General features: G+C 55.7%; 14 protein-coding genes. 2 read left to right on the top strand and 12 right to left on the bottom strand.

Features of this window, described 5'->3' with window-relative positions; all coding sequences use genetic code 11:
* Window positions 1-239: 239 nt before the first annotated feature.
* From DQG13_RS20405 to DQG13_RS20390, 4 genes are all read right to left on the bottom strand, one after another.
* The gene (locus DQG13_RS20405) at window positions 240-2564 is read right to left on the bottom strand and encodes a helix-turn-helix domain-containing protein (RefSeq protein ID WP_181592878.1); all 2325 of its coding nucleotides are present in this window, start codon (window positions 2562-2564) and stop codon (window positions 240-242) included.
* A 151-nt stretch (window positions 2565-2715) separates the two neighbouring features.
* Entirely contained in the window at window positions 2716-3639 is a 924-nt protein-coding gene (locus DQG13_RS20400) for a carbohydrate ABC transporter permease (protein WP_113021652.1), read from the bottom strand.
* A gap of 5 nt (window positions 3640-3644) precedes the next feature.
* Window positions 3645-4550 carry an ABC transporter permease gene (locus DQG13_RS20395; protein WP_258525782.1) on the bottom strand — a complete coding sequence of 302 codons (906 nt, stop codon included), beginning with the start codon at window positions 4548-4550 and terminating at the stop codon, window positions 3645-3647.
* Between the two features lie 59 nt (window positions 4551-4609).
* Window positions 4610-6202 carry an extracellular solute-binding protein gene (locus DQG13_RS20390; RefSeq protein WP_113021623.1) on the bottom strand — a complete coding sequence of 531 codons (1593 nt, stop codon included), beginning with the start codon at window positions 6200-6202 and terminating at the stop codon, window positions 4610-4612.
* A 287-nt stretch (window positions 6203-6489) separates the two neighbouring features.
* Between DQG13_RS20390 and DQG13_RS20385 the strand changes: the two genes are divergently transcribed.
* Window positions 6490-7560, top strand: a complete 1071-nt coding sequence (locus tag DQG13_RS20385) for an SGNH/GDSL hydrolase family protein (protein WP_113021622.1) — start codon at window positions 6490-6492, stop codon at window positions 7558-7560.
* Between the two features lie 73 nt (window positions 7561-7633).
* Here the strand turns inward: DQG13_RS20385 and DQG13_RS20380 are convergent, their stop codons facing one another.
* The 6 genes from DQG13_RS20380 to DQG13_RS20355 form a co-directional block, all read right to left on the bottom strand.
* The gene (locus DQG13_RS20380) at window positions 7634-8023 is read right to left on the bottom strand and encodes a DUF350 domain-containing protein (protein ID WP_113021621.1); all 390 of its coding nucleotides are present in this window, start codon (window positions 8021-8023) and stop codon (window positions 7634-7636) included.
* Window positions 8023-8688 (bottom strand): hypothetical protein, encoded by a 666-nt coding sequence (locus DQG13_RS20375; RefSeq protein WP_113021620.1) that lies wholly within the window; start codon window positions 8686-8688, stop codon window positions 8023-8025. The genes DQG13_RS20380 and DQG13_RS20375 overlap by 1 nt, the downstream gene beginning before the upstream one ends.
* A gap of 5 nt (window positions 8689-8693) precedes the next feature.
* A complete protein-coding gene (locus DQG13_RS20370) occupies window positions 8694-9890 on the bottom strand; it encodes a glutathionylspermidine synthase family protein (protein ID WP_113021619.1) in 1197 nt (398 codons plus the stop codon).
* Window positions 9891-9934: 44 nt separating this feature from the next.
* A complete protein-coding gene (locus tag DQG13_RS20365; protein ID WP_113021618.1) occupies window positions 9935-10855 on the bottom strand; it encodes a hypothetical protein in 921 nt (306 codons plus the stop codon).
* A 29-nt stretch (window positions 10856-10884) separates the two neighbouring features.
* Window positions 10885-11109, bottom strand: a complete 225-nt coding sequence (locus DQG13_RS20360; RefSeq protein ID WP_113021617.1) for a hypothetical protein — start codon at window positions 11107-11109, stop codon at window positions 10885-10887.
* Between the two features lie 80 nt (window positions 11110-11189).
* Window positions 11190-12086, bottom strand: a complete 897-nt coding sequence (locus tag DQG13_RS20355; protein ID WP_113021616.1) for an aldose epimerase family protein — start codon at window positions 12084-12086, stop codon at window positions 11190-11192.
* A gap of 133 nt (window positions 12087-12219) precedes the next feature.
* On the opposite strand from DQG13_RS20355, the gene DQG13_RS20350 reads away from it, so the two are divergent.
* Window positions 12220-13506, top strand: coding sequence for an MFS transporter (locus DQG13_RS20350; RefSeq protein WP_113021615.1), 1287 nt, complete (start codon window positions 12220-12222; stop codon window positions 13504-13506).
* A gap of 8 nt (window positions 13507-13514) precedes the next feature.
* Here DQG13_RS20350 and DQG13_RS20345 read toward each other — a convergent pair whose 3' ends face one another.
* Window positions 13515-14465: a zinc dependent phospholipase C family protein gene (locus tag DQG13_RS20345; protein ID WP_113021614.1), complete on the bottom strand. Its 951-nt coding sequence runs from the start codon at window positions 14463-14465 to the stop codon at window positions 13515-13517.
* 418 nt (window positions 14466-14883) lie between these two features.
* Window positions 14884-21240, bottom strand: coding sequence for a choice-of-anchor I family protein (locus tag DQG13_RS20340; protein WP_113021613.1), 6357 nt, complete (start codon window positions 21238-21240; stop codon window positions 14884-14886).
* Window positions 21241-21394: the final 154 nt, after the last annotated feature.

Raw genomic sequence — 21394 nt, 5'->3', positions numbered from 1 at the left:
TCTCCTCTCTGTCACTAATCTATATTTTATATTGCTTGAATTCTACCAATCTTCAATTAATAGAAGGTAATCTAGCCGCTAAGAATTTGTAAATTTTTCCGCCTTCATATCAACGTTTGTCAAGAAGTTGGGCAGCTTCCCCGTTTATGCCTCCGAAACTTTGACAAAAAGGCCGTCCCCCGTCATTTGTATGACTTTGGGGGACAGCCTTTGCATTGGATCAGATCCGGTGTATCGCTCTACGCCTTGTTGTTCTCCCGGTAGGCGCTGGGGGTCAGCCCTTCATACTTTTTGAACAAGCGGATGAAGGTGCTGATGCTGTAAAACCCTACAGAATCACTGATGTCCTTAATAAGAATGCTGTCCTGGAGAAGCAGCGGCTTGGCCTGCTCCAGCCGGTAGCGGTTGATGTAATCGGTCAGGGTATCCCCGGTCTGCTCCTTGAAGTAACGGGACAAGTAGGAGGGATGTACCCCCAGATGCCCGGAGATTGTACTTACACTTAAGGTCTGGTCCCGGAAATGCTCGGCAATAAAAGCCAGCGTTCCTTCCTTTAAGCGGGATTTATTGCTTTTCCGCCGCTCCTGGACATGGCCGCATACCTTGCCGAGAAAGGCAGTCATCCGCTCGCGCATGCCGGAAACCGTGGTCCGGTTCATTAATTCCTGCAGCGCCTGCAGATTGTCCTTGTACAGCTCGGAGCGCTCCAGATTGGCCTCGATGGCCGCCTTCATCATCGTGCTGCACATATCGAACATCAGGCAGCGGATCATATCCACTGAAATGCGGGGCTGGGACAAATTGCTGTCGATAATTTCGTCCAGCGTCTCCTTGGCCAAGTGATAATCGCCGGCGCTGATATAATTGATCAGTATCTGCTCCTTCTCCATGGAGTAAGCATAGGCAAGCTCCTGATGCCTGATGCTGTCATGCCAGATAATCGACTGAACGCCCAGCAGCATCCGGTATTCCATGGCCTCCAGCGCCTCCTGATAGGCGGCGGGAAGCTTCGCCACGGCGCTGTGAACCGAGCTGACCGAAATAGACAGATGGATATGGAACCGGCTGCCGATAAACCGCTGAGCTTCCTCCGCCAGACGCTTTAGGCTTTCCAAAGCCTCCTCCTGACCGGTGCCCTCCCTGAAATTGACCACGCATGCCAGCAGCTCGTCGATTTCGGTCATCCAGCCTTGATGCTCCTGCCCGGCCAGCTCCTCCACAATATTGGTCACAATCAGGTGGACCAAATCATGCTTGTTTCCCTCATCCTGCTCATCCTGGCGAAAAAAGCCGCTGTAATCCTCCAGATAAAACAGCAGCACTGCAATCCCTCCGGACCAGAAGCGGACACCGTAACCGGACAGCGCCTCCTCCAGCGGAAAGCTGCCCTCCACCCTTCCCTTCAGCAGCCTGACCAGACTGTTGGAGCGAATGGTTTTTTTCTGTCGCTCCAGCATTTGATTCATCCTCTTATTGCTGTCCAGAGTCTGGTCAATGGCCTCCTCCAGATACGCATATTCGTTGACCAGCGCCAGATCCTGCGGGTTCAGCTTACTGCGTTCAGCCACCCCGCGGACCAAACGCCGGAGAGGATGATAATTTCGGCTGGCCATAAAAATGGAGAGAGCCAACCCGGTTATAACGGCTAAGGCAAGGGTCAGAATCGTTATATTTCGGACATACTCCACCTTTTCGCTATACAGACGGGACGGGAGGGCATATACATAGGTGAAGCCCGTGCGCTCCGACTGCACATAGGATAGGATCATCTCCTCCTTCCCCCAATGGGTCGAAATGTTTCCGCTCGCGGAACCGCCGCTCCATAACGCCAGCTCAACCTTGCCCAACTCGCCGGTTTCCCCGGAAGCGGACAGAAGCCGGCCGTCAGCGCCCACAATAAAGATAACGCCTTCATTATAGGTTTGAATATTGCTCATGGAGGTTCTAAGCTGTTCTTCATTCAATTCGACGGCCAAGGTGGCGGCTGAAGAATTCCCCTGATATATGGGGAGCAATTGGGCATATACAATTTTCCCGGGATCTCCCCCGCCGGTTTCGTACAAATTGGAGAAGCTGCCCCATTGCGCTTGGGTCAAACGGGCTTTCCACTCCTCCAGCGTAAGGCCCGTGGGCCGAATATACAGATCGTAATAAGCGGCTGTTTCATAGTGGGAATTGTCCCCAAGGATGTAGTCAGCCTCATGAAAATACAGATAAAAATGATCCACATATCGTTTGGCAATGTTATAGGCCTTGAAATCAGCCAATGCCCTCACCATGGAGAGCCGTTCCTCGGTTCCTACCTCCGCCTGATTGCGGATCAGAGCACCTACATTGGTATTCAGGGACACAACCTCAGTCAGCCGGTTGGCAAAATCAATATAATTGTCGATCTCCTGCTGCAGCTGCAGAAGCAGGGCGGAATTGGCCTTGTCAATCTCCCCTTTAATCACCTGGCGGCTCTGAAAATAGGTGGCCGCCATCATTATAATTGGGATCAGCAGCACAATGGCATAAGACCCCAGCCACCTGCTTTGAACCTTGCTTATTCTTCCAGCCTGCATGCCCGCCATCCTCCCGTTTCGCAGTTTCTCCTGCCGGTTCTGCCCCAGAGAGGTAAAGCCGGCAGCACAAAACATCCGTCAACGGATCAATCATAGCATCGCCGGCCATTCCCGTGAATAACAGCTCCGTGCTATCGGATTCATTCCCCCATCAGCCCTTGACGGAGCCGACCATAACCCCTTTGACAAAATATTTCTGCAGAAACGGATATACCATAAGGATAGGCAAGGTGCTGACAATAATAGTGGCATATTTAATGCTTTCGCTTACAGCTTCAACATCTTCAGTAGCCGCATTTCCGGACATATAGGTAGTGCTGTTCTGAATCAGAATCTCCCGGAGTATCAGCTGCAGCGGAAAGAGGCTCCGTTCCCGGAGATAGATCATGGCTCCGAACCAGGCATTCCAGTGGCCCACCGCATAGAACAGAACCATTACAGCCATAACGGGCAGGGATAAGGGAAGCACCACCCGGAACAAAATAGTGAAATCCTCTGCGCCGTCGATTCTCGCCGATTCAATCAACCCCTCCGGAATGGATGCGAAGGAGGTCCGCAGAATAATCAAATTCCAGGTGGAGATCATGCCGGGGATAATGACAGCCAGCAGCGTATTGCCCAGATGGAGCCAATTGTTCACCAGCAGATAGGAGGGGATCAGCCCCCCGGAAAAAAACATAGTGAAAATAATCAGCAGCATGATCGGTCGGGTCCACGGCACACCCTTGCGGGACAGCACATAGGCTCCCAGGCTGGTCATCAACAGATTCACTGTCGTACCGATCCCCACGATGAGGATGGTGTTCAGGTAGCCGCTGATGATATTGGGGTTTTTGAATACCATTTTGTAAGCCGTCCAGGTAAATCCTTTGGACCCCAACAGAAGCCCGGTGTGGGACATCAGCTGCCGCGATTCGCTGACAGACGAAAAAGCCACATAAAGGAACGGATATAAAGTAATGATTACCATCAGCAGCATAAACAGCGTATTGACCATTTGAAACAAAAGTTCGCCCTTGCTTTTGCGGAGCCCGCCCGCACCCTTAACCGCCGGCGTTGCCGCCGCTTCCGCCATTTTGGTTACCATAGACTGTTCTCACTCACTTTGGCGCTGATTCGGTTGGCCGAAACCAGCAGAATAAAATTGATTGCGGACTGAAACAGCCCCACTGCCGTGGTATAACTGAAATCGCTGGATTCGCCCAGCCCCTTGCGGTAGACGAAGGTGCTGATCACATCCGCTGTGGCGTAGGTATTGGGATTGTAGAGCAGGATGATCTTATCAAAGCCCACGTCCAGCATATGTCCGATTTTGAGGATAAATAGAATGACGATGATCGGAGCAATTCCGGGAATGGTAATATGCAGAATCTGCTTCCATTTGGACGCCCCGTCAATCCGGGAGGCCTCGTACAGCTCGGGATTGATTCCGGTAATCGCCGCCAAATAAATAATCGAGCCCCAGCCCACACTCTGCCAGATGTCGGAGATGACATACACCGTGCGGAAATATTCGGGATGTCCCAGAAGGGCCGTCCGCTCCATGCCCAACCAAACCAGCAGATCGGTAATGAAGCCGTCCCGGGCCACGAATTGTGTAATCATGCCGCATACGACGATCACCGAGATGAAGTGGGGCAAGTACGTAATGGTTTGCACGGCGCGTTTGAAAAAACGGTTGCCGATTTCATTGATCAGGAGCGCAAACATAATCGGAGCGGGAAATGAAAATAACAGCATGTACACATTCAACAACAGGGTATTCTTTAACAGGCGGCCGAAATAATAGCTGTTGAAAAACTCTGTGAAATGATGAAATCCCACCCAGGGGCTTTCCAGCAGCCCTTGGCCGATGCGGTAGTTTTTAAAAGCGATAATCGCGCCGTACATGGGGGCATAGTGAAAGATCAGATAATAAGCCACAACGGGCAGGATCATCAGATACAGGTATTTATGCTTGCGGTAGTCCTTGATGAGCAGATTCACCTTGGCAGCCTCCTATCCGGGGGGAAGCCCCTGACAGGCGGCGTTCCCCCTCTTTGTGCTTATTTGCGTTTATAATAGCGTTCCAGTGCAGATTGCTTAATGGCAATAGCACGTTCAATTTTCATGCTTTTCAATTGAGCCTGGTATTTATCGAAATTGGACAGCGGCTCCGCTCCCATGACAAATTTCAGGAACATTTCACTTCGATAGGTTTCGATTTCCGACATCAGGGAAGACAGCTCCTGGCCCTCATCCGTTGTTTCCATCACCCGTGGCATCCGGGTTTTCTCCAGGTTTTGGAAGTAGACATTAAAGGTTTGGCTGGCATCCTTCTGCTGCTGAAAGGAATTGTACTGCTCGCCGTAACGGGGATCGCCGACGAAGCCGGGGGAAGGTGTGGCAACGCGCAAATATTTGGACATGGCTTCCGCTACGGACAGATTGTCGGGATTTTTCAAAATCAGGTCCGTGTAAGTGGGATACCCGTTGACCATATTGAAGGTGACTCCCTCCACGCCAAAGGATTTCAGAATATGCCCCTCCTCCGAATACAGGTAATCCAGCCACTTGGCGGTTTCTGCCGGATTCTTGTTGGCGGTTGTAATGCCTGCGCTGCCCTGTCCCCGGTAGGTGTAGGCTGCAGAGAAGATGGTGGGCTGATCGCCTTTTTTCAATACCGGGTGCTGGGTGGCAACAAAATCCACCTTCGGATTGGCCGGCTGCATGGCAAGCAAATATTTCCCGAGGGGGCCTATATAGCTGGGGAAGGCTCCCGCAGTGCCATTGGTAATTTTGGCTTCCTTAGCCTTGGTGTCCTGGGCGGCAAAGTCGGGATCAATGAGCCCCTCCTTATACCAGGCATTCAGCTGCGCCATGTAATTTTTGTAGCCGGGTTCGTACGGGCCGTATTTCACCTTGCCATTGTCCAGATAGAAGGAATAGCCGATGCCGTATGCCCCATTCAAGCGGTCAAGGTTCAGCTCACTAAGGGTAAAGGTCATGGGAGTCTTGGCCCCCTTCTTTTCCTTGAACTGCCGCAGTACATGTGTCCACTCATCCACCGTCTCCGGCGCAGTCAAACCCAGTTCATCCAGCCAGTCCTTACGCACCACGAAACCGGTGGTGGACTGGGTATTGCCGATGCCGATGGTCGGGAACGCATAGAGGGTGCCGTTGTCTGTCACCACTTCTTTTTTCACGTCGGGATGCTCATCCAGATACTTCTTCAAATTAGGAGCATGTTTTTCAATGATCTCGTTAAGAGGAATGATGACCTTATCCGTAATGGCTTTTTCCGGTCCTCCCGGATAGGTTGTAAAATCGGATTCAATCACATCCGGCAGCTTGCCCGAAGCAATCATCAGATTGAACTGTTCTTTTTCACTGCCCGTGGCAGGATGCTGGAAATTAACGTGGACTCCCGTCCTCTTCTCCAACTCCTGGAAGAACATAGAATCCCCCAAGCTCTTCAGCGACCGTGCCGCATCTCCGGACATGGCAACCCAATAGGATAACGTCAACGGACCGGAAGATGCGCCAGCGGAAGGCGCTGCGGTGGAAGCCTCCTTCGTGCCGCCCTCACTGCTGCATCCCGCCGCCATTGCAGCGGTAAGGACAGAAGCGGCCAACAGCCTTGGCCATTTTGTATTCATCTGTTATAACCTCCCTTTAAGCTTCATGACGGAACCGGGCCATTGCAGCCGCGGTGCCGTTCATTGCCCCCTTAGTATAGACAGCGCTTTCACGGGTTGACAATTTGTATCTGGTGACCAAATGATCAGCAGATGACATGGTTGTCTTTTAGAAATAAGGTGCTGAAATGGCAACTGTTTATTGCCGCTTTTTCCGCCTGTTCCCCGAAGACGGGATTGCCATATGGGCAGCCGCGTCCTAAAATGGAGAACATAGCTGCATACTGTTAATTAAGGGGGCATAACAGGTGATTTATAACCAAATGGAGTTTCATAATGTGGCGGAGCTGGAGAGAAATGAAGAGATGCCGGGGCTTCGCATGAACCGGATACCCAGAGGGGTGGTCCACCAATTGGGGGAAGGGGAGTACCAACGGGGCCGGTTTATCGGCCAAGCCTCCACCGGGTGCGAGATCCGCTTTGTAACCGATGCGCCGTTTATTCGGATTACGCTGTCGGCTACGGTGGAGGACGGGGATGTGCTGGTGTATTGCGGGGATTATTTTCATTCCATGCACCGGCTGCGCACCGGGATCATCCAGACGCTGCATCTGGACAAACCCGCCCGCTTCGCGGATGTGGCGCCGGAGGCGCTGCAGAAAGGGCGTTTTGCCCCGGGGGTTTGGCGGATTGTGGTAAGCCGCAATTATTATCCGGGTCTGGCCTTTCAGGCCGCCTTCCATGGTCTGGACACCTTCGGCCACGAAGTGCGCCCTCCCCGGGAGGACGAGCTGCCGCCGCTTAAGCTGTTGGCTTACGGCTCCTCCATTACCCACGGCTCAGGGGCAACCGTCCAGCATCAGGCTTATATCCAGCAGACGGCCCGGAGACTGGGAGCCGACCTCTACAACAAGGCGCTGGGCGGTTCCTGCCTCTGCGAAAAAGCCATGGCGGATTATTTGATCGGCCATGGAGGCTGGGATATTGCCGTATTGGAGCTGGGCGTCAATATGCGGGGGCTGATGGACGCAGAGGAATTCGAGAAAAGGGCGCGGTATCTGGTGGAGGGCATGATCCGCCAGTATCCCGACAAGCCGGTGGTGCTGGTCACCATCTATCCCAACCACGATGATGTGCGGAAGCGGAGCTCCGCAGATGGCGGCCCGAATATAAACCAGCAGTTTACCGAGCGGCTTGAGCGCATTCACCGTGACTTGAATCATCCCAACCTGCATTTGGTGGATGGGCATGATGTTTTGACAGACTTTAGCGCGTTGACGGTGGATCTCATCCATCCTTCCGACTATGGCCACACGCTTATGGGCCAGCATCTGGCCGAAGTGATTGAGGGCCTCATAGGCCAGCGGAAACAGGTTTGAACAACAAAAAGGCTGCTCCCCGTCATTGGTATGACGTTGGGGAACAGCCTTTTGCTCACTTTGGACCTGCCGTTTAAATAATCAGGCTGCTGACGGAGAAGCCCATACCCACATAAACGGAGGCCAGCAGAATGCCAACGGCCACATTCCCTTTTTTGAGCTGCTCATGAAGGGTAAGCTTGGGCGTTGCCAGCTCCAGCACCCAATACGCCGCAAGCAGACAGAGGTAACCTACCGCGAACCACAGGGCCATATGCCAGATGGTGCTGTTGGTGAAGGCGGAAACCCCCAGGATAATCGCCGTACCCATAAATTTGCCGCCCATGGCCAAACCGACAGCCACATTGCCCTGGCGCAGCTCCTCCATGTCGTTAAACGGCGTCATTAAATTGAAAACCAGCATCCCCAAAAATTGCAGCACAATAATGACCGCCACACTGATAATAATATTGACCGCTACCATTAGTCCGCCCACCCCCTGAATTTAGCCATGGCCAGATCGTAATCGCCGAAATCATGCACTTCCTCCAGCATGACCTTTGCCGTTTTCTGGTCCTTCATGCTCTTATAGCGCTCCTCCGGAATCGGCTGCTTGACGCTGTTGCCGGTAGGAAGCGTAATAACCGCAAAATATCTGGATTTCCCCTGATAGTCGGTTTTGTACACGCCCACCAGATCCACTTCCGTTTTCAACTGGACCTTAAGCCCGGCAAGATCCGTCTGGGCGGCTTCCGCGGTCCGGTAGCTTTTGAGAGGCGCCCATTGGGACAAATCAACGCTGCTCTGGCCGTCGGCAGCGGTTTTCATTTCCGCGGTCATATAGGACAGCACCCATACCTTATCCCCTGTGGCGTAATTGTCATCATTGGGCAGCAGCTGGTTGTTGGGGGAAATGGTCATGTCCGAGCCGATCAGGTCCCCGACCTTGGCTTCCTCCACCTTATAATCCCACGGCACCGTGGCGCTTCCTGCCGCCGCGGCGGAATTGGCAGCGCCGGCGGAGCTTTTGCCCGGCTCCTGCTGGCCGCAGCCTGCGGCAATCCCGCCGGCGATTACCAGAGCCAGCGCCCCTGCAAACACCCGCCTTAGATAGCCGCCCTTTCTTCTTTCGTTTACGTTGCCAAACATATGGCTCAATCCTTCCTCACTCCCATCGCCACAAAGCGGCTGGAGTTTCCCGTAATCAGACCGCCTGCCCGGCCCAGAAGGCCGCAGGCTTCTCCATGAATCATGAACACGCCGGTCAACAGATGGTATTCGCCGTCATGCAGCCGGATGCGGGGCAGATCGGCGCGCGCCTGGTACACCGGCCGGAAAAAGACGCTGGTATCAAAGCCGTCCTGGTCCTTTATTTCCATCCCGCCTCCTGCGCCGTATATCCGGACGGAGCCGCCCTCCCGGCCAAACATGGACTTCTCCACATAATCGCCGTCAAAAACAGGCTCGTTATAGGTAGGCAGCATATACGCTTCAATCGCGTCATGCTCAGTTTCGGTAAAGAACGGAGCCTTCAGCTCATGCAAGCCCCAAATCACCGCCTGCAGCCCCTTGGACTGGAGAATCACCGCATGGGGAGAGTTAAGAATCCGGAGCCTTCCCGTCTCAATGCTGTACGCCAGCGCTTCTCCGCCGTCATCCACCCCCATCCATTCCTTGGGGTAAAGAGCAAACAGGCTGTCAATGGCCTGGCCCGACGCATCCCGCAAAACACCCTCATCCACCCACAGCTCAAGGGTATCCACACAAACAACAGGCTGCTCCATATGCCGCACCAGCATATCGATGGTGCCGCTGTCCTCCTCATGCTTGCCGTAGGCGATGCAGGCCGCATACGCGGGAGGCGCGTCCGCAAAGGCATGGCGCACCTGCGCGGGCATAGCCGTATTGGGCGTCCATAGCCCATGCTGGCTGCACATCCAAGGTGTCGCCACAGAGGACTCCACATAGCCTGTAGGCGTATCGGCGTTCAGCTCCAGCAGCTTGATGGTGCCGCCAAGGCCGACGCTGAAATCGAATCTGGCGTAACGGGAGAGCAGCCCGGGCTCCTCTGGAGGAACCGCGTCCAGGCCGTCCCAGAGCACCTCCGGAATGGAAAGGAGCTCATACAAATCCCGCTGGCCGATAATGAACCGGGCGGCTTTGTCGAAGATGGTCCAGAGCAGGCCGCTGGCCTCTTGCAGCTCCTCCCATACTCTCGGGTCCATGGCTACCGCCTGATCCACCCAATATGCCTCATCCTCCAGATCCGCCCAGCCAAAGCCCATTTCCTTCAGTTGACGCACCCGCGCCCCCCTGTCCGCCGCCGGATGCCCTACCACCTGAAAGCTCATCGCCTACCGTCTCCTCCGCTCTGATATTCCCGCTCTATACGCCATTAGCTGCCCGAGCTGCTGCTTCCGGAAAAGCCGCTGGACTTCCCGCCGATGCTGCCCGAGGAAGTGGACTTGCCGGATGACGAGGATGACGATTTACTGGATGATGACGACTTGCTGGACGAGGACGAAGATGATGATGACTTGCTGCCGGTGGACGACGATGAGGTGCCGCTGGATGACGAGCCTGCAGACGAAGAGCTGCCGGTGGACGATTTGGTTGCGGTGTCGGCAGGCTTGCTGGCGGAGGAGGACTGGCCTGTTGCCGGTTTGCTCCCTGAACCCGCCGCCGCGCCGGATGTCCCTGTTGTTCCGGATTTGCCGGAGGCCGCATCCGATTTGGCTGCGGTTGCCTTATTAATGCTGCCGGACTTGGTGTTGAACGAGCCGCTGGACACGCTGGTTTTGGGCTTTACATTGCTTCCCGGCACCTGCTTGTTCTGGAAAGTGCCTGCCGAATAGGTTTTAGGCTGATAGGGCTGATTGGTTCTGGCATCGTAGGAAGGGTAGCTTTGATGCCATCTTCCCGACGAATAGGAGCCGCCGCTGTTAAAGAGCAAATGGTACAGCAGCATATCATCCCATCCGAAGCTGCTTCCCTGATGGATAATGGTTGTGTTGCCGCCGGCGGCGCCTGAGGCTCCGCTGCCGCTGCCGCCATTATTGGCCGGCAGCTGGGGCACAATCTCGCCCAGCTCCTCATCGGGGAGGGCGGGCAGACTCCAGTCCACGCTGGGGTCATAATAAGCCTTTACCTCCTCGGTGGACCATTCGGCAAGGGTAGGCTGATCCGCTTCCGCGGCAAAAGCCGCGCTTCCGCCCATCAGCAAGCCGGGGGCCAGAAGCATATGGGCCGCCAGGGTCACGCCCAGGGAAGTGGACAGCACCTTAATAGGCAGCCTGTTTTCCTCTTGATGATTCATGAGTTTCATTCTCCTTTCACCGCTCCGGCTTAGGCCTTCGCGGCTTCTGACGCCTCCTGCTTCACGGCCAGCACCAGAACCTCCATATATGGCTCATTGACATTCAGCCGGCCTTCCACCATCTCATATTCCTTGCCGTTGACTAGCAAATAATTGGCATGGTTCATCATCGCGATCATTTGGTCGTTCCAATCCCGCGCATCCAGGGCAACCAGCTCGCCCGCTTCCGTTTTTTCCATTATGACAACCTTCATGGTTTCAAGCCTCCCGCATTATGAATGATTTCCCCCGTTTGGGTCATGCATAATATAACGTAAAGGGGCTTGTGAAGGTTTCAAAGCTGTGCGCCGGGAAATCCTTCATGCTCCGCTCTGATAACAAGCCTGGCGGACAGCGTCTCCCCCGGTTCAATCCAGACCAGCTCGCCGCCCCGGTTCAGTTCGCCGGTCAATGCCATCCATGGCTCCACGCAGACAAAATCCGCACCCGGAACAGTCCAGATCACCACATAACGGAACTGTCCGGAATACTCCATTTCGATTTTCCGCCCCAGTCCGGGCAAGCGGAAAGCGATCCGCGGCTCCTTGGCGTCCAGAAGCGCTGCGGCCTCCTTCATGGAGCTAACATCCAAACGGCCGGTAAAGGGCTTCACCGCGCCGTCGTTGTAATCCATATAACGGGTGGCATCCGTTTCATAAACCAGGTCTTTTTCCCGCGCGGCAAAATAGGGATGGAAGCCTGGATAAACCGGCATCCGCTCTCCGGAGAGATTGCGGTACTCCTGCTCGATGACCAAAGCTCCTTTTTGAATGCGGTAGGTAAATACCAGCTTGAAGGCAAAGGGATAGGAAGCCAGCATGTCCGCCGTGGAAGCCAGACTCAGAACCGTATAAGGCTCGCCGGAAGCCGCCACCCCCGTCTCCTCCACTGTCCAGGGGGAAATCCGCGCCAACCCATGATTTTTCATGGCGTAGCGTTTCCCTTCCCACTTATAGGCTCCGTCCGCCAGCTGGCCGCTGATGGGGAACAGCACGGGATTGCCGCCGCGGATATTGGCATTGGGGTCCAGGAAGGTGGCCCTGTCCAAGTAAAATACTTCTTTTCCGCCCGGCGCATAGCTTATGGCAATGCCTCCCCGCTCCGGACAAATCCGCACCGCGGTTTCCGTGGACGCCTCCCGCAGCTCCAGCATCCGGTAAGGCCCGTCTTGGTATTCGTTGACATGGGACATCACTGACAAACCCCTCTCTAACCAAAAATTTACCAGAATCCTATTTTATCACGAAATGTGTTGATACGGCTCGAACAATCCGGTGTTATTCTGAAGAAAAGTTGAACGAAACCACCGGATGGGAGAGATCCGCATGAACCCCAAGGCTGTGCGTGCATGGCTGATGTACGACTGGGCCAATTCCGCCTTTGCCACCACCCTGATGGCCGCCGTTTTGCCGATTTTCTATATCGAGGTTGCCGCGAAGGGCCTGTCCTCCAGCACCTCCGCCTCCTATTGGGGCCTTACCCAGGCAGCGGGAATGCTGCTGGTGGCGGTGTTGGCTCCGGTTCTGGGAGCCGCCGCCGATTGCGCCGGAAAGAAAATGTATTTTCTCAGGCGGTTCTCCTATCTGGGCATCGCCGCCTCGTTCTTGTTCGTGTTTATCGGGCAGGGGAATTATCTGGCGGCATCTTTGCTGTTCGTGCTGGCTACGGTGGGCTTTTCCGGAGGCAACAGCTTCTACGACGCCCTGCTGCCGGATTTGGTCCCGGAGGAACAAAAGCGGGAGTACATCTCCTCCAAAGGTTATGCCAGCGGCTACGTAGGCGGCGGTTTGCTCCTGGTAGTGAATCTGCTCATGATTCAAAAGCCGGGGCTCTTCGGCCTGTCGGACGGCGAAGCAGGCACCCGGCTGGCTTTTGCCAGCGTTGCTGTCTGGTGGCTGGTCTTTTCGCTGCCGTTGTTCCGGCATGTGAAGGACCGTGCTGCCGCCGCCCCCATCCCGGCGCGCCAATACGCCCGCATAGGCTTCACCCGCACCTGGGAAACCCTAAAAAGCCTGAAGCGCTATCCCCAGCTGCTGAAGTTTATCCTGGCCTACTGGTTTTTCAACGACGGCATCAACACCATCATTACCATGGCTACCGCCTACGGCAAAGCCATCGGCATTGAGACCCAGGATCTGATCATGGCCCTGCTCATCACCCAGTTCGTGGGCATCCCGTTTACACTGCTCTTCGGAAAAATCGGGGAAAAGCTGGGGGCTAAACCCGCCCTCTACATCAGCCTGGGCATCTATCTGCTTATTGTGCTGCTGGGCTACTTTATGACCACCAGCACCCATTTTTATCTGCTGGCCGTGATGGTGGGCTTTGTTCAAGGCGGAAGCCAGGCCGTGGCCCGCTCCCTGTTCAGCCGCCTGGTGCCGGCGGACCGCACCGCGGAGTTTTTCGGCTTCCTAAGCGTATCCGGCAAGTTCTCCTCCATGGTGGGGCCGGCGGTATTCGCCGCCATGGGCCTCCTTACAGGCTCCAGCCGGTACGGCATCCTGGCCCTGGCGCTGTTCTTCATTGCGGGAATCGCCCTCCTGCGCACTGTGGACCTGGAGCGGGGCTCTGTGGAAGCAGGAGCTGTCCGGCCCGCCGCCCCCTCTTGCTGATCAGGGCTTCAGAAGGGAAGCGGGTCCTCGTAACGGATGGCCCCTTCCCCGCAGGCCCGCCCCGTAGAATAGGAGACATTCCCCAGTTGGCGCAGCAGCTCCGCTTCCGCCGCAGCTGCGCGGCTGTCTGCTGGCCCGGCTTCCATAACCTCCAGCGCCAGGGGAAGCATCGTCCCCGCCTCCTCCATGGCCGCCTCCCAATGATCCCAGAAGCCCGTATGATGAGTGACCCCCTCCTCCACAGGGTCACGCCAGGCTTTCCGCTCCCCGTTGCAATAATCCAAAGGCGGATTGTCCCTTTTGTAGACAAAAGGGGTGATTTTGCCTGCCGTCAGAACCCGCTTGACTCCTGTTGGATCATGGAACAGCCAGAGCGCCCGCAGCATGTCCCGGAAGCTCTCCTGCCATTGGCGCACACCCACCTCTCTTGCGGCCTCGGGATAAAACTGCGCCGCCAGCTCCGAGAGCAGGGCGGGCACATCCTGAAACAGCGAGCTGTCCCTCTTTAGCGTCAGCTCCCGCCGGACCGGCGCTTTCCACGTCTCGATTCCCCGCAGCTTCTCCGCCACAATGGTATCCAGAATAATCTCGAAGCGCTGGTGGTTCCAGGGCTTAAATCCCGACTTGGCAAAAATGTAAGGATGGGCATTGCGGTCCAGAATATGATGCAGCAGAAACCCTGCCGCATAAGGCTGCAAACGCCGCCCCTCCGGCATCCCCGCCCTGCGGAGCAGCTCCGCAAGAAATGGTCCGCAATGCTCCTCATGCATCAGCTCTCCCAGAATCTTCATCCGCTTGTCCTTGCTCCAGGGCAGGAAGCGGTAATAGAACAGCGGGTCCGGCCCCTGGCAGCCCCATGAAAACAGCTTGCTCTCCTCTTCCCGGTCCAGCCATTCCGTCCGGCCAACAGCCTTCAGCGCCTCCTGGCCAAAAATAATATGCGTCCAAATATTCGGCATCCTGTACCCCTCCCGAAATCCGTATTTCCACGCCTGATCACAGACCTTCCACTCCCTGCAGCCAGCCAACGGATTCCCGCGCAAACAGCCGCTGCGTCCCTTTCATTCATTCGCCGGACTCCATGCAAAAGCCTCCGATCCCCGCCATAATGGCGTTAATCGAAGGCTCTTGCATTGAAGCAACCCGAATTTCTGTGCACCCTTATGAAGCTGCCGCCATCCGGACCGGAGATCCGCTATTTTTCAAATATGCGGACTTTTCATTATTGCGCGGACACACGATCTCTTATTTACCCTTTTGAGCGCTGCAACAGCCCATTTTCCGCCACATAACGGATCGTAAGTCCGTCTGAACATCCAAATGCCGCTTTTTCACCGAATAGCGGAACGTAGGTCCATTAAGGAGCGTCCAGTGCAATTAGTTGATGAATTGGGCGTATTTCAAAAGACGCTTCAGCATGGCCGCCGCTTCCCCGCGGGTAGCCTGGGACGCAGGAGCAAAACGGTTGCCCGAGGTTCCTTCCACCAGTCCCGCGGCTGCACCGGAGGCAACTGCATCGGCTGCCCAGGCGGGGATTTCCCCCTGATCGGCAAAGGCTGCGCCGCTTCCCGACGGAGCCGGCTTTCCGGCCGCCTTCAAGGCACGGCTCATCATGACGGCCATTTGCGCCCGGGTAATATTGGCTTCGCCGCGCAGGGTGCCGTCCTCAAAGCCGTCCAGCAGGCCGGCCTTCACGGCAGCGCCCAGAGCGCCGGCGTACCACTCGCTGCCCGTCAGATCCTTCACGCCGGAAACCGCCGACGCATCCGGAGCAAGGCCCAGGGCCCGTACCAGAAGGGCGGCAAATTCGCCGCGTGTCACCTGGGCATCGGGAGCGAACCGGCCGGGAGCCTGGCCGTCGATAACCAGCTTGGCTGCCAGCAGCTCCACATCCGGACGGGACCAGTGTCCGCTCAAATCCGCGAAGGATGCGGCGGAAGGTTTAACCACACCGTAGATGCTGTTGGAATTCCGTTTAATGGTGATCACGGTTTTGCCGTCCGCACTGCCGAACACAGCCGGGACAAAGCTCATGCTGCCGCTTGCCGGGTCGAAGACTACCGCGGTGGCGGAGGACGGGTCCACGGTACCCGGGATAGTCAGCGTCCGTGACACATAGGTGGCGCCGAAATGGTTGATTTCCACATTTTTGCCGCCTGCTTGGGCGGTGATGGTGTAGCTGACGGCGTCCGCCAGCAAGGCGGCACCGTTCTTGGCTGCGGCCGCTTCCACTGCCGCTTTGGCCGCGCCTGCCACTTCGCCGATGACCACTTTAATGCGGATATCGTTTACTGCCGTCCCCAGGGCTGCTGCCAGCTCGTTGGGCTTCACAACCGCCAGAGGCAGATCATAGCTCTTATCCGCAGTGCGGATTTGCACGGTTCCCTGCGTCCTGCCGGTCATGCCGCTTACCGGAAGCGCCACTTTAACCGCTCCCTCCACCTCCGGCAGGGTGATAATGGTTTTGCCCGTGCCGGCCGCTTCCAGCGCCTTGGAGAGCGAATCGGCCGCCAGCGTCAGGCTGGTGACGGAGCTTCCGTCCGCCGCCGTTTCCAACTTCAGGTCCTTGGCATCCGGCTTCAGCTCCACACCGCCGCTGACTGCACCTGCTTCCACTTGCACGCCCGGGTCCGGGGTAGTGGAGGAAGGAGGAGTAGTGTTGCCAGTTGCGGGGGTACCGGAGTTGTTGCCATCATCACCACTGTCCCCAGAGTCGGAGGTGTCGCTGCTCTTCACATCCGCAATCCGGCCTTCTGTGCCGGTGTTGGAGGCTGTCAGGGTGCCCAGCACCTTCAGATACTGGATGAACACCTCGTAGTCCGGTTTGAAGGGGTACTGCTCGCTGTACATGAAGTTGACGCGGCCCTCATTGAACGCTTTGCCGAAGGAGGCGTATGCGTCGCCGCCCTTGGCGGTAAAGATGTTCGTTACCAGACTATAGGTTTTCTTTACATCCAGCGGCACATAGCCGTTGTCTGTTTTGACGCTGGCGCTGGTGACCCGTTGATGGGCAGGTTTTGAGGAATCATAGGTAAACTTCATACCTGCCACATGGGGGAAGCCGCCGTATTCCTTGGGGGCAGCAGAGACGCCGTTCTCCAACCCGTCCCAAATTTCCTGACCGGTGAGCTCCAGCACCACCACATCATTATTGAAGGGGAGGATTTCCTGAACGGCCCCCTGGGTGATATCTCCGGCCAGCAGGTTGGTCCGGATGCCGCCGCCGTTTTGCAGTGCCATATCCGCTTGAATGCCCGCTTGTTTGGCTTCATACAGCATGCCGTCCACTACCAGATTGCCGATGGCTGTTTCCTTGGTGCGGACTACCCGGGGATAACCATCCACTGCCACCGCGCCGTACAGGTTCACATCCGAATGCCCTACCACCAGCTTGTTCATTTCATCAATCTTCGGCTTGTACTGGGCCAGAATATCGGCCGCCTCCGGATCGGCTGCAAACACATAGTCGGAGCCGTTCTTCTGGTCGATGGCGATCAGAGTGTTTTGCCATTCCACCAGCTTGCCATCCTTGTCAAACTCCACCTGGAGCTTGCCAAGGTTCTGCGCCCGCTCACCGGTTTGTACAATAAGCTTGGGCTCGCTGTGGGTATTGTCCACCGCCGCCGCTTCCAGCTTGGTATGGGAATGGCCGCCGACGATAATGTCGATGCCCTCCACTTCCTTGGCCAGATTCTGATCCACATCATAACCCAGGTGGGATAGGGCGATAATCTTGTTGATGCCCTGCTGCTGCAGCAAGGCCACCGTATTCCGAGCCTTCTCCACCGGGTCCTGGAAGGTAACGGCGCCGGGAGAAGAAATAGTGGCCGTGTCCACAGTGGTCAAGCCGAAGATGCCTACTTTTTGGCCGTCCACATCCTTGATGATGGCAGGGTACACCTTGCCGGACTCCGCCGGGCTGCCGATGCCTGCCTGGAAGTAACCCTTCAGGAGATCATCCGCGGAAAAATCCACGTTGGCCGATACAAAGGGGAACTGCGCATTTTTGATAAAGTTGGACAGCGCTTCGGAGCCCTTGTCGAACTCATGGTTGCCGAAGGTCATGGCATCATATTGCACCAGATTCATAAATGCCAAATCCGCCTGGCCTTCATATTCATTGAAGTAGAGAGTTCCCGCAAACACATCTCCCGCATCCAACAGGAGAGGGTTCACGGAGTTGGCCTTGGTCTGCTTGATGGCTGTCACCCGGCGCAGCACATTGTCCGACGAGCTGGACGAGTCAATGTTGGCATGGGTATCGTTGGTGTGCAGGACGGTCAGCGGGAAGGCGTCCGGCGTACCCGGGTCCGCTCCCTTCACATCCGTAATCCGGCCTTCCACGCCGGTATTGGCGGCGGTCAGCGTACCGCCCAGTTTGTTCAGGTACTGGATGAATACCTCGAAGTCTGCCTTGTACGGATAGCTCGGGGAATACATGTAATCTACCCGGCCTTCGTTGAAGGCTTGGGCAAAGGAGCTATAGCTGTCTCCTCCCTTAGCCGTGAAAATATTCGTAACCAGCTTGTAGCTTTGATCCAGCTTCAACGGCTCATAGCCGGTAGCTGTCTTGACACTGACACTGACCACCCGCTGCTTGGAGGGTTTGGAGGAGTCGTAGGTGAATTTCATTCCCGCAACATGGGGGAAACCGCCGTATTCGCCGGGCGCCGCGGACACTCCATTCTCCAGTCCGTCCCAAATCTCCTGACCGGTCAGCTCAAGCACCACAAGATCGTTGCTGTACGGCAGGATTTCAATTATGCCGCCCCGGGTAATATCTCCGGCCAGAATATTGGTCCGGATGCCTCCCCCGTTCTGAAGAGCCATAACTGCACCGGTTCCGGCTGAAACCGCCTCATCCAGCATGCCGTCCACCACCAGATTGGCGATGGCCGTCTCCATGGTGCGCACCGTGCGGGGATTGCCGTCGGCAGCCGCAGCACCGTACAGATTCACCTCAGATTTGCCTACCACAATGTTCTTCTCGGCAACAACCGCCGGCTTGTAGGCAGTATCCAGAAGCTGCTGGGCCTCGGGATCGGCAGCCAAGACATAATTCTTGCCGCTGTCCTGGGCATTGATGGCAATAAGATCCTCCGTCCAGGAAATCAGCTTGCCCTCGGAATCAAACTCCACCTTCAGATTGCCCAGATTGCTGGCCTTGTCGTCCACTTGAACAATGATGGTAGGATTGGCGAAGGATGTATCCACATACGGCTGCTTCAGCAGGGTATGGGTATGTCCGCCCACAATCACATCAATATCCGCTACGTCCTTCGCCAGCTGCTGGTCCACATCGTACCCCAGATGGCTCAGGGCAATAATTTTGTTGATTCCCTGCTCCTTCAGCGCCGCTACCGTCTCCCCCGCCTTGGCGGTTGCATCGGCAAACGAGATGGTAGGTCCGGGAGAGGAGGTAACCGATGTCGTTTCGGTGGTCAGACCGAAGATGCCGATTTTTTGACCGCCAACCTCTTTGATCAGGGCCGGATAAATTTTCCCCGCTGCCGCCGGGTGGCCGATGTCATTGACGGTGAAGCCCTTCAGATCGTCATTGGCCGAGAAATCCACGTTGGCAGATACGAAGGGAAAGGAGGCGTTTCGGATAAAATCAGCCAGCGCAGCCGAGCCTCTGTCAAATTCGTGGTTGCCAAAGGTCATGGCATCATATTGGGCCATATTCATAAAGGCCAAATCCGCCTGCCCCAGATATTTGTTGAAATACAGGGTTCCGGAGAAAACATCCCCCGCATCCACCAGAATGGAGTTGGCAGCCTGGGCCCGCGCCTGCTTGATGGCAGTGATTCGGCGCGCAACGTTGTCGGGAGAGCCTGCGGAATCGATGTTGGCATGGGTGTCATTGGTATGAATGATGGTCAGCGGAAAAACATCTGCGTCGGAGGTATTGGAGGTAATCTCATAAACAGCTACCGTCCCCGATATCTCATTGCCCACTAACAGCAGCGGCTTGCCTGTAGGGCTGTATTCCGCCGCAACAAAATGCAAGCCCTCCGGTCCGGAATCTCCGCCAACGGGTACATTGAAATCCCGGGAATTCACATACCCGGCAAAGGTGGCTTGCGCCGGGTCAGTCACGTTGTAGGCCATGATGCCGCCAATCCGCTCCAGACCGACGAAAGCGTACGTCTTGCCGTTGATCACGCCTACCTTGGCGTCCTCCGGCTCGGGTCCTTTGTTGTCGCTGCGGTCATCTATATCCGTCTTCGTGTTTGAGGCATTGAAGTAATTGGGAAGCCGTGCGGCTATAATTTGCTCAAAGTCCGCACCGCTGTCGAATACGGGACCTGCCGCAATATCCGAGGTGTCCCAAATGGAGAAGGAGCGGGCGCCGTAGCTGTACAGGGCCTCATAATAAGCCGCTCCGGTTACGGTGTATACGGAATTGGTCACCGTCAGCTTGCCGAGTTTTTTCTTATTTGTGAGTATATCCGGCAGATTCTGCTGCAAGGTTGCCCATTCCTCATCGGTGTAGCCGGGGTAGTAGGCCCGGTTTAACTGGACCAGGTCGGCAATATCCTCAATAGACTCTTCTTCGCTATATGCTTCCCCTTCGCCAAGCTCAGAGGTTTCAATGGCGGGATATACTCTGGCGTCTCCCTCATTGGCTGTAACCAGATAGGTTTTTCCGGCTTGTTCAAAAAGGGACATGCCATCCGGCATATACATGCCCAGCACAGGCCATTGAGCAATGTTGACGGCATTGTCCTTATTGGATGCATCCAGCGCATTGCCCGGCCGGGAATGATCCTTAACGCCCAAGCCGCTGACTTTCTCCACTGACAACGTCTGCAGGTTGAGCGTGGCGATGGCGTTATTCTCCTGCAAGGTGACATAGGCATAATTGCTGTCGGAGGCCACCGCAATATATTCCGGCTCCAGATCCTTGGCCCGTTCAATCGCAACGGATGTGCCGTTGGCCGATGCCAAGGCTTCAATCGACTTGCCTTGAGGGAAAAGACGGACATTGGCGTCAAATACGCTGTCGTCCAGTACCAGGCTGACTTGAGTGACTGTGGCGTTGTTCACGCCTGCGGACAGATCCACCACAGTAATCGAGCCTTCCGGGTCCTTGCTGTAATCGAGGTTCGGCTCGCCTTCGTTGGCGGCAAGAATCTTCATGCCGTCCGGCGTAAAGGTGACCATATCCGGCAGATAACCGGCCTCGAATTGCTCGACTAAATCGCCGTTCTCCTTGAGGAGAACAATCTTCCCCTTGTAATGCTCCAGGGCGTTGCCGACAGCGTCCTTCTTGACATAGGGAATGGCTAGGGCCAGATAGTCTCCGAGAGGAGAAACCGCGACACTGGTCATATCGTAGCTGCCTTCGTCCGAATCGGCCAGCCCCAAATCCTGGAGAGTAATTCTGGTTGCCAGACTGAGATCCTGGTAGGTGCCTCCAGTCACGGAGCTCTGAAGTGTGCTCAGATCCAAAATATCCAGGGACTTGTCTGCACCATTGATCACATAGGCTTTGTGAGTGGACTTGTTGTACGATACAATCTCTGCTGCCGTCTCTTTTCCCGCGTTGTAACGGCCGATCAGCGTCATGGTCAGCTCGTCGTTTGAAGCATCCGCGATGTCAGGACCCAAAGCGGCCTGAGCCGCGGCAGGCACGGCGAAGGACTCCGCCACAAGCGCCGGAATGGCCGCCCCGATGCCCAAAACGAATGACATCACAACCGATACTGCGCGTTTTCTCCACATCTGCATGGTTTTGTATTCCCTCCATTTGCGATTGGACTCTATCAATCTTCCAGATCATCCCTAATTGTAGCGAAGAAAGATTATCCAAACGTCAGCGCAACATGGAGGTTTTGTAAAGACAGCAAAAACCGCCCCTTTCGCAAAAGCATGTTTTGCGAAC

Source organism: Paenibacillus sp. YN15 (genome assembly GCF_003285005.1).
In the GTDB taxonomy this organism is placed as follows: domain Bacteria; phylum Bacillota; class Bacilli; order Paenibacillales; family NBRC-103111; genus Paenibacillus_AR.
Note: the sequence above shows the minus strand (reverse complement) of the source record. Positions and strands in the feature narration are given on the sequence as shown.

Excerpts from the sequence above, each read along its gene's own strand:
- DQG13_RS20405 (WP_181592878.1), bottom strand. The coding sequence starts at position 2,564 with ATGCAGGCTGGAAGAATAAGCAAGGTTCAAAGCAGGTGGCTGGGGTCT.
- DQG13_RS20400 (WP_113021652.1), bottom strand. The coding sequence starts at position 3,639 with ATGGCGGAAGCGGCGGCAACGCCGGCGGTTAAGGGTGCGGGCGGGCTC.
- DQG13_RS20390 (WP_113021623.1), bottom strand. The coding sequence starts at position 6,202 with ATGAATACAAAATGGCCAAGGCTGTTGGCCGCTTCTGTCCTTACCGCT.
- DQG13_RS20380 (WP_113021621.1), bottom strand. The coding sequence starts at position 8,023 with ATGGTAGCGGTCAATATTATTATCAGTGTGGCGGTCATTATTGTGCTG.
- DQG13_RS20375 (WP_113021620.1), bottom strand. The coding sequence starts at position 8,688 with ATGTTTGGCAACGTAAACGAAAGAAGAAAGGGCGGCTATCTAAGGCGG.
- DQG13_RS20370 (WP_113021619.1), bottom strand. The coding sequence starts at position 9,890 with ATGAGCTTTCAGGTGGTAGGGCATCCGGCGGCGGACAGGGGGGCGCGG.
- DQG13_RS20365 (WP_113021618.1), bottom strand. The coding sequence starts at position 10,855 with ATGAATCATCAAGAGGAAAACAGGCTGCCTATTAAGGTGCTGTCCACT.
- DQG13_RS20360 (WP_113021617.1), bottom strand. The coding sequence starts at position 11,109 with ATGAAGGTTGTCATAATGGAAAAAACGGAAGCGGGCGAGCTGGTTGCC.
- DQG13_RS20355 (WP_113021616.1), bottom strand. The coding sequence starts at position 12,086 with ATGTCCCATGTCAACGAATACCAAGACGGGCCTTACCGGATGCTGGAG.
- DQG13_RS20350 (WP_113021615.1), top strand. The coding sequence starts at position 12,220 with ATGAACCCCAAGGCTGTGCGTGCATGGCTGATGTACGACTGGGCCAAT.
- DQG13_RS20345 (WP_113021614.1), bottom strand. The coding sequence starts at position 14,465 with ATGCCGAATATTTGGACGCATATTATTTTTGGCCAGGAGGCGCTGAAG.
- DQG13_RS20340 (WP_113021613.1), bottom strand. The coding sequence starts at position 21,240 with ATGCAGATGTGGAGAAAACGCGCAGTATCGGTTGTGATGTCATTCGTT.